Raw genomic sequence first — 13474 nt, 5'->3', positions numbered from 1 at the left:
TGGAATGCAGCCCGCCAACGTGTAGATCAAGCGCCGCATTCCTTGTATCGGTATGCAAGCGTGAACTACTGCGAGGCATTCTAACACCCGTGTTGCACGCGACGCGCCCCGTCAATACGGGCTCGGCGGCCTTTGCAAACACCGCTTTCGCATCGCAAACAAAACATCTCGAAAACGAAAGCGAAATGCTTGACACGAGTGTTTCTGTCGCTATAATTGCGGTCTTCGCTGTGCAGCAACTTGTACAGACACCTGCCCAGGTGGCGAAATTGGTAGACGCACTAGGTTCAGGTCCTAGCGGTGGCAACACTGTGGAGGTTCGAGTCCTCTCTTGGGCACCAGATTCAAGGTAAAGCCGCCTTGTCGTTTAAGGCGGCTTTATTATTGTGTAGGTTAGAAGGTAACCCGCTCTTCTCGAAAGAGTTTGGCGGGTTGGCAGTGCGGTCTTCCGGCATGAAGTTTTAATGTCCGATGTTCCGAACAGATAACGAAGCGCTGTGAAGGTTTCGATTGACACGCTGAGTTATCTTGTTAAAATATTGGTCTAGCTTGAAACGTGCCCAGGTGGCGGAATTGGTAGACGCACTAGGTTCAGGTCCTAGCGGTGGCAACACCGTGGAGGTTCGAGTCCTCTCCTGGGCACCACCGTTTTCAAGCAGCAAAGTAACCCCGCAAAGCGAACGCCTGCGGGGTTTTTTGTTTTCCGGCCACACAATCCTTCGTCGCTTGATGACCGCTCAATGCGCGACGATAAACATCGACACCACGCACGCCAATCCCACGAACCATACCAGCGATCTCAACGACGCCCAGTTCGCGAGATACAGCAAGCCGTGCAGCACCCGCGTGAGCACGAACGTGATTGCCAGCGCATCGAGCCACCAGAGCGTGCCGACACCATTGCCCGCGCCACCCGAACTCGCCGCCGACTGCCCCGCCACCACCACGGCCGCCGTAAACAACGCCAACGCTTCCCACGCATTCTGATGCGCGGCATGCGCCCGCGCGCGCCATCCGTCGAGACCGGCGAGATACGTGCGCGGCGTGCGGTTGTCGTAGCGGCGATTGAGTTTCGCCACCATCGTCCACGGAAAAGGCAGTAGCGCGACAATCAGAAGACACAGGTGCAATACGCTCATGAATCAATCTCCCTTTTAGTGTTTTAATTACATTTATCGAACGTTAATCTTTAATTTTCAATTCATATAATTACATTTAACCGACATCTCCGGCTAGAAAAATCCTGATCCGCTTGTGTCGCCCAGGGATTACCACATATCGCGCGCATTCAACCCTGCAGGCGCTTAACGGCGGGCGTACACTCGTCGGAGCCCGTGCCCACGGGGCGCACGGGGACCGCGCAACGGTTTGTCATCGCAGATAAACCGCTCGAGGATGGAAGAGACAGGAGATCATTTCAATGAGCTGGACTAGAGAACAACGCAACGTCACGATAGCTGCCTATCTCGGCTGGACACTGGATGCATTCGATTTCTTTCTGATGGTATTTGTTCTGAAAGATATCGCCGCCGAATTCAACACCAAAATACCCGCAGTGGCATTCGGCATTATGTTGACGCTGATGATGCGTCCGGTCGGCGCATTGATTTTCGGCTGGCTCGCCGACAGGTTCGGCCGTCGTCCGACCTTGATGGTCAATATCGCGTGCTTTTCGCTGCTCGAACTGCTGTCCGGCTTCTCACCGAATCTCACCACCTTGCTGGTATTGCGCGCGCTGTTCGGCATCGCGATGGGCGGCGAATGGGGCGTCGGCGGTGCACTGACGATGGAAACCGTGCCGCCGAAATCGCGCGGCTTCGTGTCGGGTCTGCTGCAAGCCGGCTATCCGAGCGGCTACCTGCTCGCGTCGATCGTATTCGGCCTGTTCTATCAATACATCGGCTGGCGCGGCATGTTCTTCGTCGGCGTGTTGCCCGCGTTGCTGGTGCTTTACGTGCGCGCGCACGTGCCCGAATCGCCCGCCTTCCGGACCCTCGAAAAGAAGACGCGCCCCGGCCTGATCGCTACGTTGAAGCAGAACATCGGTCTGTCGGTCTACGCGATCGTGCTGATGACTGCCTTCAACTTCTTCTCGCACGGCTCGCAGGATCTGTATCCAACGTTCCTGCGCGTGCAGCATCAGTTCGATGCGCACACGGTGTCGTGGATCACCATCACGCTGAACGTCGGCGCGATCGTCGGTGGACTGTTCTTCGGCTCGATCTCGGAGAAGATCGGCCGCAAGCGCGCCATCTTCATCGCCGCGCTGATCGCGCTGCCGGTGCTGCCGCTGTGGGCGTTTTCGTCGACGCCGGTACTGCTCGCGCTCGGCGCCTTCCTGATGCAGATTTCCGTGCAAGGTGCGTGGGGTGTGATCCCGGTTCACCTGAACGAAATCTCGCCCGATGAAATCCGCGCGACCTTTCCCGGTCTCGTGTATCAACTCGGCAACCTGATCGCGTCGGTAAACGGGCCGTTGCAATCCAGTGCCGCCGAAGCGCACGGCAACAACTATGCTTTGATCATGGCGATCGTGATCGGCATCGTTGCAATCGTGATTGCCGCGCTGATTCCATTTAGCCGCGAGCGTCGCGGTATCGACATGACGCAATCGGCGAAACAGGTGGCCGCGCAACTTTGATCGATGCGCAACGATGAATGAATCGCCGATAAAGAGTGAATGGCGAATGCAGTCAAAACCCGCAGCTTAAAGCGTTCGAACTAAACGCTTTTATGGCGTCTGTTGCAGTCCGCCAAACTCGGGCACAATAAGCGCAAGACAGGCGGCTCGATCCGCCGTCACGCCAACCGCATCACCCAGTTTCAAGCAATACGAGGCCGTTCCGACTTAACCGTCGGAACGGCTTTTTTATTGCGCGTCAGATTTGCATCCAATCGATCAAAACGCGCGTATGGATTGATGTCTTTAGAGGAGTTCATCGACATGTCGCCTTGATCTGAACGCACGTTCGTTCTTATTCTGAAAAAAACGGCTGTTTTAAAAAGCCAATTCAATTGCTTGTTTGCGGGCCGGGAAACCGGCGGGAGACGCAAAAATGCCAACACGTACCACCAGCCGGCTCGCCGGCGATACCAAGACGCGCATCCTCGATGCCGCCGAAAACCTGTTCGTCGAATGCGGGTATGAGGCGATGTCGCTGCGACAGATCACGTCACGCGCCGAGGTCAATCTGGCCGCGGTCAACTATCACTTCGGCAGCAAGGAAGCGCTGATGCACGCGATGCTGTCGCGTCGGCTCGACCGCCTGAACGAGGAACGGCTCAAGCTGCTCGACCGTTTCGATGCGCTGCTCGGCCCGCGCCTGACCTGCGAGCACGTGCTCGGCGCGATGTTCATTCCGGCGCTGCGGCTGTCGCGTGAACCGCGCGTCGGCGGCAAGGCGTTCCTGCGGCTGCTCGGCCGCGCGTACACCGATCCTTCGTCGTTTATCCGCGACTTCCTGAACGCGCACTACGAGTCGGTGTCGCTGCGCTTTTTCGATGCATTCCAGCGCGCGTTGCCGCATCTGCCGCGCGAGGAACTCGGCTGGCGTCTGCACTTCGCGATCGGCGCGTTGTCGGGCGTGCTGGCCGGCACCGATACCGACAGCCTGCTGTCCGAGTTCTCGCAAGGCAAGTCGATGAACGACCTGCAACTGATCGCACGGCTGGCCTCGCTGATGGTGGCCGCGTTGAAAGCGCCGTTGCCCGACGCCAACCAGCTGGCGATGTTCGCAGCCGTGCTCGGCGACGCCAACGACCCCGACAGCGCCCCTGACGACACCCTGAGCGCAACCGCACCGGACACGTCAGACACGTCCGACACCTCCGCGCACGGCCAGCCCGACACAACGGCAGCACCGGCCGCACCCGCCACGCCGGAGACGCCGGAGACGTCACACACGCCGCACACGCCGCAACACGGCGCATCGAGTCACGCATCGAATGGCGCATCGTCGAGCCCAACGCACGATGACGACGCGCACGACACCCATTCGACTGCGAGCGCCGAATCAGGCGCATCCTTGCACCACGGCACGCGACGCGTTGCCTGAGCGCACGCGCCGGGCGACAAGCGGCACGTCGCCCGGCCGCGTGGCGCAAGCCTTGCTACCCATGAAGTGAACGCTGAACGACGCGTGCCACGTGCACGCGCGAGCGTCGCCGTGCGCCGCATCGCGGCCCGAAAGCAACACCGCATCACCGCTTCACCACAACGCCTGAACGCCGCATCGAACGCACCAACAAAACGGGAGACAAGCTTATGACGTGGACCCTTCTTGCGCTGGTTTTGATCGCAGCCGCGCTCGTCTACTGGCGAGCCAACGCTCTGACGTGGCTAGGCGTCATGCTGGTCTGGGTGATCGCGGTCAATCGCGGCGGCCTCGCCGGTCCCGCACTGACCACGGTATTCGTGATCCTGTTCGTGTTGCCCGCGCTGCTGCTGTCGATCAAACCGCTGCGCCGGACCGTGATCAGTCGCCGGGTCCTCGATATTTTCCGCAAGATCCTGCCCGCGATGTCGCCGACCGAACGCGATGCCATCGAAGCCGGCACGGTCTGGTGGGACGCCCAGCTGTTCTCCGGCCGCCCGCATTGGGACACCCTGCTCGGCTACGGCCCCGCTCGGTTGAGCGCGGAAGAACAGTCGTTTCTCGACGTCGAATGCGAGCAGTTGTGCGATCTCGCGAACGATTGGGAAACCACCGCGATCTGGCAGGACCTGTCGCCGCAAACCTGGCAATTCATCAAAGACAAAGGCTTCCTCGGGATGATCATTCCGAAGCAGTACGGCGGCAAACAGTTCTCCGCCTACGCGCATTCGCAGGTCATCATGAAACTCGCCACGCGATGCTCGGCCGCCGCCGTCTCGGTGATGGTGCCGAACTCGCTCGGACCGGCCGAACTGCTGATGCACTACGGCACCGAATCGCAGAAAAATCACTATCTGCCGCGCCTCGCACGCGGCGACGACATCCCCTGCTTCGCGTTGACGAGCCCGTATGCCGGTTCCGACGCCGCCGCGATTCCCGATGTCGGCATCGTGTGTAAAGGCGTGATCGACGGGCGCGAAACGCTCGGCTTTCGCGTCACATGGGACAAGCGCTACATCACGCTCGGGCCGATCGCCACCGTGCTAGGCCTAGCGTTCCGCGCGCTGGACCCCGACCGTCTGCTCGGCGGCGACGACCAACCCGGCATCACCTGTGCGCTGATTCCGACCGACCACCCCGGCGTCAATATCGGCCGCCGCCACTGGCCGCTCAACGCGGTCTTCCAGAACGGTCCGAACTCCGGCAAGGACGTGTTCATCCCGATCGACTGGGTGATCGGCGGCGCCGACCAGGTGGGCAACGGCTGGCGCATGCTGATGGAATGTCTGGCCGCCGGCCGCGCGATCTCGCTGCCGTCGTCGAACGTAGGCATGGCGAAACTCGCGGTGCGCGGTACCGGCGCGTATGCCGCCGTGCGTCGCCAGTTCCGCACTGCGATCGGCAAGTTCGAAGGCGTTCAGGAAGCGCTCGGACGGATGGGCGGCAACCTCTACGTGATGGACGCGGCGCGCCGCCTGTCCGCGCATGCGGTCGATCTCGGCGAAAAGCCGTCGGTGATTTCGGCGATTGCGAAATACCACATCACCGAACGCGCGCGCCAGGTCATCAACGATGGCATGGATGTCGCCGCGGGCAAAGGCATCTGCATGGGGCCGTCCAACTTTCTCGCGCGCGCGTATCAGCAGGTGCCGATCGCGATCACGGTGGAAGGTGCGAATATCCTGACGCGCTGCCTGATCATTTTCGGCCAGGGCGCGATTCGCTGCCATCCGTTCGTGCTGAAGGAAATGGCCGCGACGCGCGAAGCCGACCGGACCCGCGCGCTGCACGATTTCGACGACGCGTTCTTCGGCCATGTCGCGTTCACACTGTCGAACGTGGTGCGTAGCTTCGTCTACGGCATCACGGGCGGCGCCTTTATCCAGCGCCCCAAGCTCGCGCACGGACCGCTCGTCCATTACTACCGCGAAGCGACCCGTCTTTCGACCGCATTCGCGCTGCTCGCGGATGTGTCGATGTTCGTGCTCGGCGGCGACCTGAAGCGTCGTGAGCGCATCTCCGGACGTCTCGGCGATGTCCTGTCGCAGCTTTATCTGATCTCCGCGACACTCAAGCGTTTCGAGGACGAAGGCCGTCAGGAAGCCGATCTGCCGCTGGTGCGCTGGGGCGTCGAAGACGCGCTGTACCGCGCGCAGGAAGCGCTCGACGGCGTGCTCGCGAATTATCCGAACGGCTTCGCGGCCGGTCTCGTGCGGGCGCTGGCGTTTCCGTTCGGGATGCCGCATCGCGCGCCGTCCGATGCGCTCGGCAGCGAGATCGCCGAGCTGATGCAGACGCCCGGACTCGCGCGCGAGCGTCTGGTGTCCGATTCTTATGTACCGCATCCGGACGTCGACGAACTCGGCTACGGCGAAGTGCTGTTCGCGCTGAGCCCGCGCTTCAACGCGATCGACCAGAAGCTGCGCGACGCCGTCAGACAGAACCTGCTGCCGCCGATGCCGCAAAGCCTCGTCGCGCTCGGCGCATGGACCGACGACGCGCAACGTCAGGGCTTGATCGACGCCGACGAGCGCAGCGTGCTCGACGACTACGCCCGCTACGGCGCGCTCGCCGTCAAGGTCGACGACTTCGCGCCGGACTTCGGCATGGCGGACGCGCTGAAACACCGCCAGGCCGCGCTCGACAAGGCGATGCAACTCGCCGCCTGAGCCGTGCGGCCACCCCGCACGACGGCGCACCGCCGTCTCTGGCCGCGCGCCAAGCCCACGCCGCGAACGTGGGCTTGATGCGCCGGCGCGGACGTACACTCCTATAAAAACCCGACGGCCAGCGGAGCAACGTCACATGAACGACTCGTATCTGAACTTCGTGAACTCGCCGCTCGGCGCGCGTGTCGCGCGCTCGCTCGGTTTGCCGAAGCCCGAAGTGCTGCGCCGCTATCGCGCGGACCGTCCCGAGTTCGACGGGATGGTCGCGATTGGCGCGGGGCGCGAGCCGCGTCTGCTCGACGCGCTCGCCGACGTGATCGCGAAGATCGGCGTCACCAGCGTTGCGCATTCGAGCGCCGGGCTGTGGGTGCCGCTCGCCAGCCGCCACAACCTGCTGACCGGCCGCTTCGAGGCCGCCGGTCACAGCCCGCAGGCACGCGTCGCCGCATTGCTGTTCGACGCCAGCGGTATCGACGACATCACCCAACTCGACACCGCGTACGGGTTCTTTCACGATGCGCTGCGCTCGGTCGGCACATGCGGCCGGATCGTCGTGCTCGGGCGGCCGCCGGAAACCTGCGCGACGCCGCGCCAATGGACCGCGCAACGTGCGCTCGAAGGCTTGACGCGCTCGCTCGGCAAGGAAGCGCGGCGCGGCATCACGTCGAATCTGCTGTACGTCGCGCCGGGCGCGGAATCCGGTCTCGAAGCGACGCTGCGCTTTTTCATGTCGCCGCGCTCCGCGTACGTGTCGGGCCAGGTGGTGCGGATCGAAGGCGGCGCCGCGCAGGCCACGGTGGATGCGGCGGACACGGTGGCTGTGCCGTTCGACTGGAAGCAGCCGCTCGCGGGCAAGCGCGCGGTCGTAACCGGCGCGGCGCGTGGAATCGGCGCGGCGATTGCGGCGGCGCTCGCAGCCGAAGGCGCGCATGTGATCGGCATCGATATGCCCGCCGTGCGCGATGCGCTCGATGCCACGCTGCGACCGCTATCGGGCACCGCGTTGTCGTTCGATATCGCCGCGCCCGAAGCGCCCGCGCAGATCGCGACCGCGCTCGACGAAAACGGCGTCGATATTCTGGTTCACAACGCCGGCATCACGAAAGACAAAACCATCGCGAAGATGAGCGACAGCGCGTGGCACAGCGTGATCGACATCAACCTCGCCGCGCAGGAACGGATCGACGACGCGCTGCTGGCGGCGGGCACCTTGCGCGACCACGGCCGCATCGTGTGCGTATCGTCGATCAGCGGCATCGCGGGCAACCTCGGGCAAACCAACTACGCGACGTCGAAAGCCGGCGTGATCGGCCGCGTGCAAAGCATGGCGCCGCATCTACGCGCGCGCGGCATCACGATCAACGCCGTCGCGCCAGGCTTTATCGAAACGCAGATGACCGCGAAGATTCCGCTCGCGATCCGTGAAGCCGGGCGGCGGATGAATTCGATGAGCCAGGGCGGCCAGCCGGTCGATGTCGCGCAGACCATCGCGTGGCTCGCGCATCCCGGCTCGGCGAGCGTGACCGGGCAGATCGTCCGGGTGTGCGGTCAAAGCCTGATCGGCGCGTAACGGAACCGGAGTCTGACGATGCGCGATCCGTTCGATCTCGACAACCCGCACAGCACACTCGCCGGCGTGCGCCCCAAAACGGTGGTGGTCGATCCGCTGCCGACGCCATCGAAGCTCTATGCGCGCGCACTGTCCGGCGTGTTCAAACGCAACCGGCCGACTCGTCTGCCGCCGCTGCGTCTGGTGCGACAGGCCGCGCTGATCGATCCGGGCGACCTCGGCCATTACATGCGCGTCTGCGGCTTTATCCCCGAACATGGCGTGCCGCTGACGTATCCGCATTTGCTGGCCTTTCCGTTGCATCTGCTGATGCTGACCGATCCGGCGTTTCCGTGGCCCGCGCTCGGCCTCGTGCATCTCGCCAACCGCGTGCGGCTGCGCCAGCCGCTGTATATGCGCGACGTGCTGCGCATCGAAGTGGAATTCGGCGCGCTGCTGCGTCACGACAAAGGTCAGGCATTCGTGCTGCATACGCGCATCTATCGACGCGGCGAAGCCGTCTGGGACGGCGACAGCGTCTATATGAAGCGCGGCATTGCGGCGAGCGGCGCGGTGCTCGCGCCGCTGGAGATCGAGCGTCATGCGTTGCAACGCGCCGCGCGCTGGCAACTGCCCGCGCAACTCGGGCGCGACTACGCGAAAGCATCCGGCGATTACAACCCGATCCATCTGCATCCGTTGACCGCGCGCGCGTTCGGTTTTCCGCGCGCCATCGCGCACGGCATGTGGACGTTCGCGCGCGCGGCGTCGGCGCTGCAACCGCCCAAGGTGCTGCTGAACGCGGAGTTCAGCGCCGAATTCAAATTACCGATGCTGCTGCCCAGCGACGTGTCGCTGTGGTCGTCGTCGCCGGGGACGACCTTGCGCGAACTCGAAGTGCGCGATGCGGCCGGCGACAAGCCGCATCTGCGCGGACGTTTGCAGTGGACCTGACCATCCGGCGTCGCGACACGATCCGGCCGCGCCGATCCGACGCACCCGACTTCGAGCGACACGCTCAACCATAAGGAGCTTTCGATGTCCCAACCGCTTCCGGCCGTACGACGCGTCGCCATTCTCGGCGGCAACCGGATTCCGTTTGCGCGCTCGAATACCGCCTACGCGGACGCGTCGAATCAGGACATGCTGACCTTCACGCTGCAAGGGCTGATCGACCGCTTCGACCTGCATGGCATGCGGCTCGGCGAAGTCGCGGCAGGCGCGGTCATCAAGCATTCGCGCGACTTCAACCTGACGCGCGAATCGTTGCTGTCCACCACGCTCGCGAAAGAAACTCCCGCCTACGACGTGCAGCAGGCGTGCGGCACCGGACTCGAAGCCGCGATTCTCGTCGCCAACAAGATCGCGCTCGGACAGATCGACGTCGGCATCGCGGGCGGCGTCGATACGACATCGGATGCGCCGATCGGCGTCAACGAACGGATGCGCAAGATCCTGCTCGAAGCGAATCGCGGCCGCACCACCGGACAACGCGTCGGCGCGCTGAGCCGGTTGCGCCCGGCGATGCTGTTCAAGCCGCTGTTGCCGCGCAACGGCGAACCGCGCACGGGCCTGTCGATGGGCGAGCATTGCGAACTGATGGCCAAGCGCTGGGGCATTTCGCGCGAGTCGCAGGACGTGCTCGCGTACGACAGTCATCGCAAGCTCGCCGATGCGTATGCACGCGGCTTCCATAACGATCTGATGACGCCGTTTCGCGGCCTCACGCGCGACAACACGCTGCGCGACGATCTCACGCTCGAAAAGCTCGCCAATCTGAAGCCGGTGTTCGACCGCGACGCGGGTACGCTCACCGCCGGCAATTCGACGCCGCTGACGGACGGCGCATCGGCGGTGTTGCTCGCATCGGAAGAATGGGCGGCGGCGCACGGCTTGCCGGTGCTCGCATGGCTGGGCGCGTCGGAAACGGCGGCCGTCGATTTCTTCGACAAAAAGGAAGGCTTGCTGATGGCGCCCGCGTACGCGGTGCCGAGAATGCTGACGCGCGCGGGGCTGACGTTGCAGGATTTCGACTACTACGAGATTCACGAGGCGTTTGCCGCGCAGGTGTTGTGTACGCTGAACGCGTGGCAGGACGACGAATATTGCCGCACGCAACTCGGTCTCGACGGCGCGCTCGGCACGATCGATCGCGCGAAGCTGAACGTCAACGGCAGTTCGCTCGCGACCGGGCATCCGTTCGCGGCGACTGGTGCACGGATCGTGGCCGGACTCGCCAAACTGCTCGCGCAACTCGACAAACCGGCGGGCACCGCGCGCGGGCTGATTTCGATTTGCGCGGCGGGCGGCCAGGGCGTCGTGGCGATCGTCGAACGATAGAACATTCAGGAGACTGTCGATGAACCCGATCACGCAAGCGAAACCCGAAGCGGCGTCTTTCACGCCGTCCGCCGCGCACCCTGCGCCGAACACCGACGGCATCTGGCTCAGGTCGTATCCCGCCGACGTCGCCCATGAGATCGATCCGTCGCAGTACGACTCGCTCGTGCAGTACTTCGACGAATCGGTCGCGAAGTTCGCCGCGCGGGTCGCGTTTGTCAGCGTCGGCGCGGAGATGACGTATGCGACGCTCGCGAAGAAAGTGGACGCGTTCGCGTCGTATCTGCAAAGCGTCGGCGTGAAGCCCGGCGACCGCGTCGCGATCATGTTACCGAACTCGTTTCAGTATCCGGTGGCGCTGTTCGGCACGCTGAAAGCGGGTGCGATCGTCGTCAACGTGAATCCGCTCTATACCGTGCGCGAACTGTCGCATCAACTGAAAGACAGCGGCGCGCAAACCATCGTCGTGTTCGAGAATTTCGCGAAGACCGTGCAGGATTCGCTGCAAGGCACGCGGGTGCAAAACGTGATCGTCACCGGTCTGGGCGATCTGCTCGCCGACGGTCTGAACCTGAAAGGCAAGCTGATCAATTTCGTGCTTCGCCATATCAAGAAGCTGGTGCCGGAATATTCGATGCCGCAATCCGTTATGTTGGTGGAGGCTCTCGAAAAAGGCGCCAAACGCCCGCTTTCCGCCGTGCATCCGGCGCCTCACGATCTCGCGTTTCTGCAATACACGGGCGGCACGACCGGTGTTGCGAAAGGCGCGATGCTGACGCACCGGAACGTGGTCGCGAACCTGTTGCAGGCGAAAGCGTGGGTCGCGAACCAGATGAACGACGATATCGAAACCGTGCTGACGCCGTTGCCGCTTTATCACATCCTGTCGCTGACGGTGAACGCGCTGATCTTTCTCGGCATGGGCGGCCGCAATGTGCTGATCGCGAATCCGCGCGACGTGAAGCGCGTGATGAAGATCATCCGCCACGAGACGTTGACGGGCATGTCGGCGGTCAACACGCTGTACAACGCGTTTCTCGACGACGAGGAATTTCGCAGCCGTGACTTTTCGAAGCTGAAGCTGGCGATGGCGGGCGGCATGGCGACGCAAAAAGCGGTGGCCGAACGTTTCAAGGCCGTCACCGGGCATCCGATCACCGAAGGTTACGGCCTCACCGAGTGCTCGCCGATCGTGTCGATGAACCCGGTCGATCTTAAGAATATGCCGGATTTCGAAGGCTCGATCGGCTTGCCCGCGCCGTCCACGCAAGTGCGTTTTCGCAAGGACGACGACAGTTGGGCCAATATCGGCGAAGCGGGCGAACTGTGCGTAAAAGGCCCGCAAGTGATGAAAGGTTACTGGAACCGTCCGGAAGAAAGCGCCAAGGTGTTCGACGACGAAGGCTGGCTCGCCACCGGCGACATCGGCTTAATGGACGAGCGCGGGTTTATGAAACTGATCGACCGCAAGAAGGACATGATTCTGGTGTCCGGCTTCAACGTCTACCCGAACGAGATCGAGGACGTGATCGCGATGCACCCGGACGTGCGCGAAGTCGCGGCGATCGGCATTCCCGATCCGGCTCAGGGCGAACGCGTGAAGGTTTTCGTAGTGAAGCGTAATGCAGCATTGGGTACCGACGACGTGATCCAGCATTGCCGCAAGAATTTGACCGGTTATAAGGTACCGAAGGTGGTCGAGTTTCGCGATTCGCTGCCGCAGACCAACGTCGGCAAGATCCTGCGACGCGAACTGCGCGACGAGGAACTCGCGAAGGACAAGCCCGACTGAGCGCCGCGCCGGTTCCCGATGCCGGGCCGGGCGCACGGTTTGCGTGCCTTCGACGATCCGCGCAATGCGCTAACGAATCAGGAGGCAGTTCGATGACGAAACCCCGGCTTCATCGGTTGTTCACGTCGCTGACGTGTGCAGTCTGGATCGCCGCCGCCATGCCCGCCGTGGCGCAAAGCGCGGCCTCCGGCCCCGCTGCCGCCGGCGCCGCCGCACCGGTTGCCGCGAGTGCGCTGAAGCCGCCCACCACGCCTGCATCGCAGGTCGGCAAACTGACGCTCGACCAGCAGGTTCGATGGCTGCGCGCCGCCCAGCAAAACGACCTGCTCGACAAGATGGACGACGCGCAACTCAATATGTTGTTCCGCTCGCTCGATCCGCTGACGGTGCCGCGTTTCGTTCAGGAAGGACCGGACGGCTACCCGTCGTACGAGTTCACGATGCTGCGTCAGGAACGCATCAAGGGGCAATGGCCCGATAAGCCCGATCACATGCTGGTGCGCATCGCACACGATCCGCTGCGCATCTATGCGAAGTGGTTGCCCGATAGTCCGCATGCCGGTCAGGAAGTGATCTACGACGAATCGAAGCGCAACGACGAGATGTACGGCCATCTCGGCGGCATTCTCGGCGTGATGCCGATCTGGACGTCGATTACGGGCTCGCTGGCGCGCGCGCAATCGAATCACGAGATTCTCGACCTCGGCACCGAATACGTGACGACGCAGTTCCTCGGCGAAGGCAGGAAGTATCAGAAAGCGGGCGTCGCGCGTACACCGCAAGTGGACACGCGCACCATCGACGGCGTGCGCGTAGTGGCGTTTTCATACGAAGCCCCGAGCGGCCCGCCCGACTTCTACGCGAAGAAGGAAGTGCTCGGCCTCGATCTGCGTCATCCGTATTTCCGCACGGTCGAATCGTATGGCAGCGACGGCGAACTGTTCGAAAAAATCATCTTCCAGACGATCACACCGAAGCCCTTCGACGACACCAGCTTCGATCCGAAAAATCCCGCGTATCGATTCTAGTG

General features: G+C 62.9%; 9 protein-coding genes and 2 tRNA genes. 10 read left to right on the top strand and 1 reads right to left on the bottom strand.

Annotation, left to right across the window (positions count from 1 at the left end; genetic code table 11):
* The first annotated feature begins 254 nt into the window (after positions 1-254).
* Both PW947_RS30220 and PW947_RS30215 read left to right on the top strand, forming a co-directional pair.
* Positions 255-341, top strand: a tRNA-Leu gene (locus tag PW947_RS30220).
* 217 nt (positions 342-558) lie between these two features.
* A tRNA-Leu gene (locus PW947_RS30215) sits at positions 559-645 on the top strand.
* Positions 646-737: 92 nt separating this feature from the next.
* On the opposite strand, the gene PW947_RS30210 is transcribed toward PW947_RS30215, so the two are convergent.
* Positions 738-1139: an MAPEG family protein gene (locus tag PW947_RS30210; protein ID WP_299636426.1), complete on the bottom strand. Its 402-nt coding sequence runs from the start codon at positions 1137-1139 to the stop codon at positions 738-740.
* Between the two features lie 281 nt (positions 1140-1420).
* Here PW947_RS30210 and PW947_RS30205 point away from each other — a divergent pair, with 281 nt between their 5' ends.
* The 8 genes from PW947_RS30205 to PW947_RS30170 all read left to right on the top strand — a co-directional run bounded on the left by PW947_RS30205 (position 1421) and on the right by PW947_RS30170 (position 13472).
* Positions 1421-2641: an MFS transporter gene (locus PW947_RS30205; protein ID WP_299636425.1), complete on the top strand. Its 1221-nt coding sequence runs from the start codon at positions 1421-1423 to the stop codon at positions 2639-2641.
* A 415-nt stretch (positions 2642-3056) separates the two neighbouring features.
* Entirely contained in the window at positions 3057-4055 is a 999-nt protein-coding gene (locus tag PW947_RS30200) for a TetR/AcrR family transcriptional regulator (RefSeq protein WP_299636423.1), read from the top strand.
* 209 nt (positions 4056-4264) lie between these two features.
* Entirely contained in the window at positions 4265-6763 is a 2499-nt protein-coding gene (locus PW947_RS30195) for an acyl-CoA dehydrogenase (RefSeq protein ID WP_299636421.1), read from the top strand.
* 136 nt (positions 6764-6899) lie between these two features.
* Positions 6900-8333 carry a 3-oxoacyl-ACP reductase gene (locus PW947_RS30190; protein ID WP_299636420.1) on the top strand — a complete coding sequence of 478 codons (1434 nt, stop codon included), beginning with the start codon at positions 6900-6902 and terminating at the stop codon, positions 8331-8333.
* Between the two features lie 18 nt (positions 8334-8351).
* Positions 8352-9266: a MaoC/PaaZ C-terminal domain-containing protein gene (locus PW947_RS30185; protein WP_299636418.1), complete on the top strand. Its 915-nt coding sequence runs from the start codon at positions 8352-8354 to the stop codon at positions 9264-9266.
* Positions 9267-9350: 84 nt separating this feature from the next.
* On the top strand, positions 9351-10652 hold the full coding sequence (locus PW947_RS30180) for an acetyl-CoA C-acetyltransferase (protein ID WP_299636416.1): 1302 nt from the start codon (positions 9351-9353) through the stop codon (positions 10650-10652).
* A gap of 19 nt (positions 10653-10671) precedes the next feature.
* Positions 10672-12444 carry an AMP-binding protein gene (locus PW947_RS30175; RefSeq protein WP_299636414.1) on the top strand — a complete coding sequence of 591 codons (1773 nt, stop codon included), beginning with the start codon at positions 10672-10674 and terminating at the stop codon, positions 12442-12444.
* 92 nt (positions 12445-12536) lie between these two features.
* Positions 12537-13472: a DUF1571 domain-containing protein gene (locus tag PW947_RS30170; RefSeq protein ID WP_299636412.1), complete on the top strand. Its 936-nt coding sequence runs from the start codon at positions 12537-12539 to the stop codon at positions 13470-13472.
* Positions 13473-13474 lie beyond the last annotated feature (2 nt).

The sequence above is a fragment of the Paraburkholderia sp. genome, from assembly GCF_028283785.1.
Taxonomy (GTDB): Bacteria; Pseudomonadota; Gammaproteobacteria; order Burkholderiales; family Burkholderiaceae; genus Paraburkholderia.
Note: the sequence above shows the minus strand (reverse complement) of the source record. Positions and strands in the feature narration are given on the sequence as shown.

Bases quoted from the DNA above. Each gene is read 5' to 3' on its own strand.
- PW947_RS30205 (WP_299636425.1), top strand. From the start codon at position 1,421: ATGAGCTGGACTAGAGAACAACGCAACGTCACGATAGCTGCCTATCTC.
- PW947_RS30190 (WP_299636420.1), top strand. From the start codon at position 6,900: ATGAACGACTCGTATCTGAACTTCGTGAACTCGCCGCTCGGCGCGCGT.
- PW947_RS30170 (WP_299636412.1), top strand. From the start codon at position 12,537: ATGACGAAACCCCGGCTTCATCGGTTGTTCACGTCGCTGACGTGTGCA.
- PW947_RS30200 (WP_299636423.1), top strand. From the start codon at position 3,057: ATGCCAACACGTACCACCAGCCGGCTCGCCGGCGATACCAAGACGCGC.
- PW947_RS30195 (WP_299636421.1), top strand. From the start codon at position 4,265: ATGACGTGGACCCTTCTTGCGCTGGTTTTGATCGCAGCCGCGCTCGTC.
- PW947_RS30180 (WP_299636416.1), top strand. From the start codon at position 9,351: ATGTCCCAACCGCTTCCGGCCGTACGACGCGTCGCCATTCTCGGCGGC.
- PW947_RS30175 (WP_299636414.1), top strand. From the start codon at position 10,672: ATGAACCCGATCACGCAAGCGAAACCCGAAGCGGCGTCTTTCACGCCG.
- PW947_RS30210 (WP_299636426.1), bottom strand. From the start codon at position 1,139: ATGAGCGTATTGCACCTGTGTCTTCTGATTGTCGCGCTACTGCCTTTT.
- PW947_RS30185 (WP_299636418.1), top strand. From the start codon at position 8,352: ATGCGCGATCCGTTCGATCTCGACAACCCGCACAGCACACTCGCCGGC.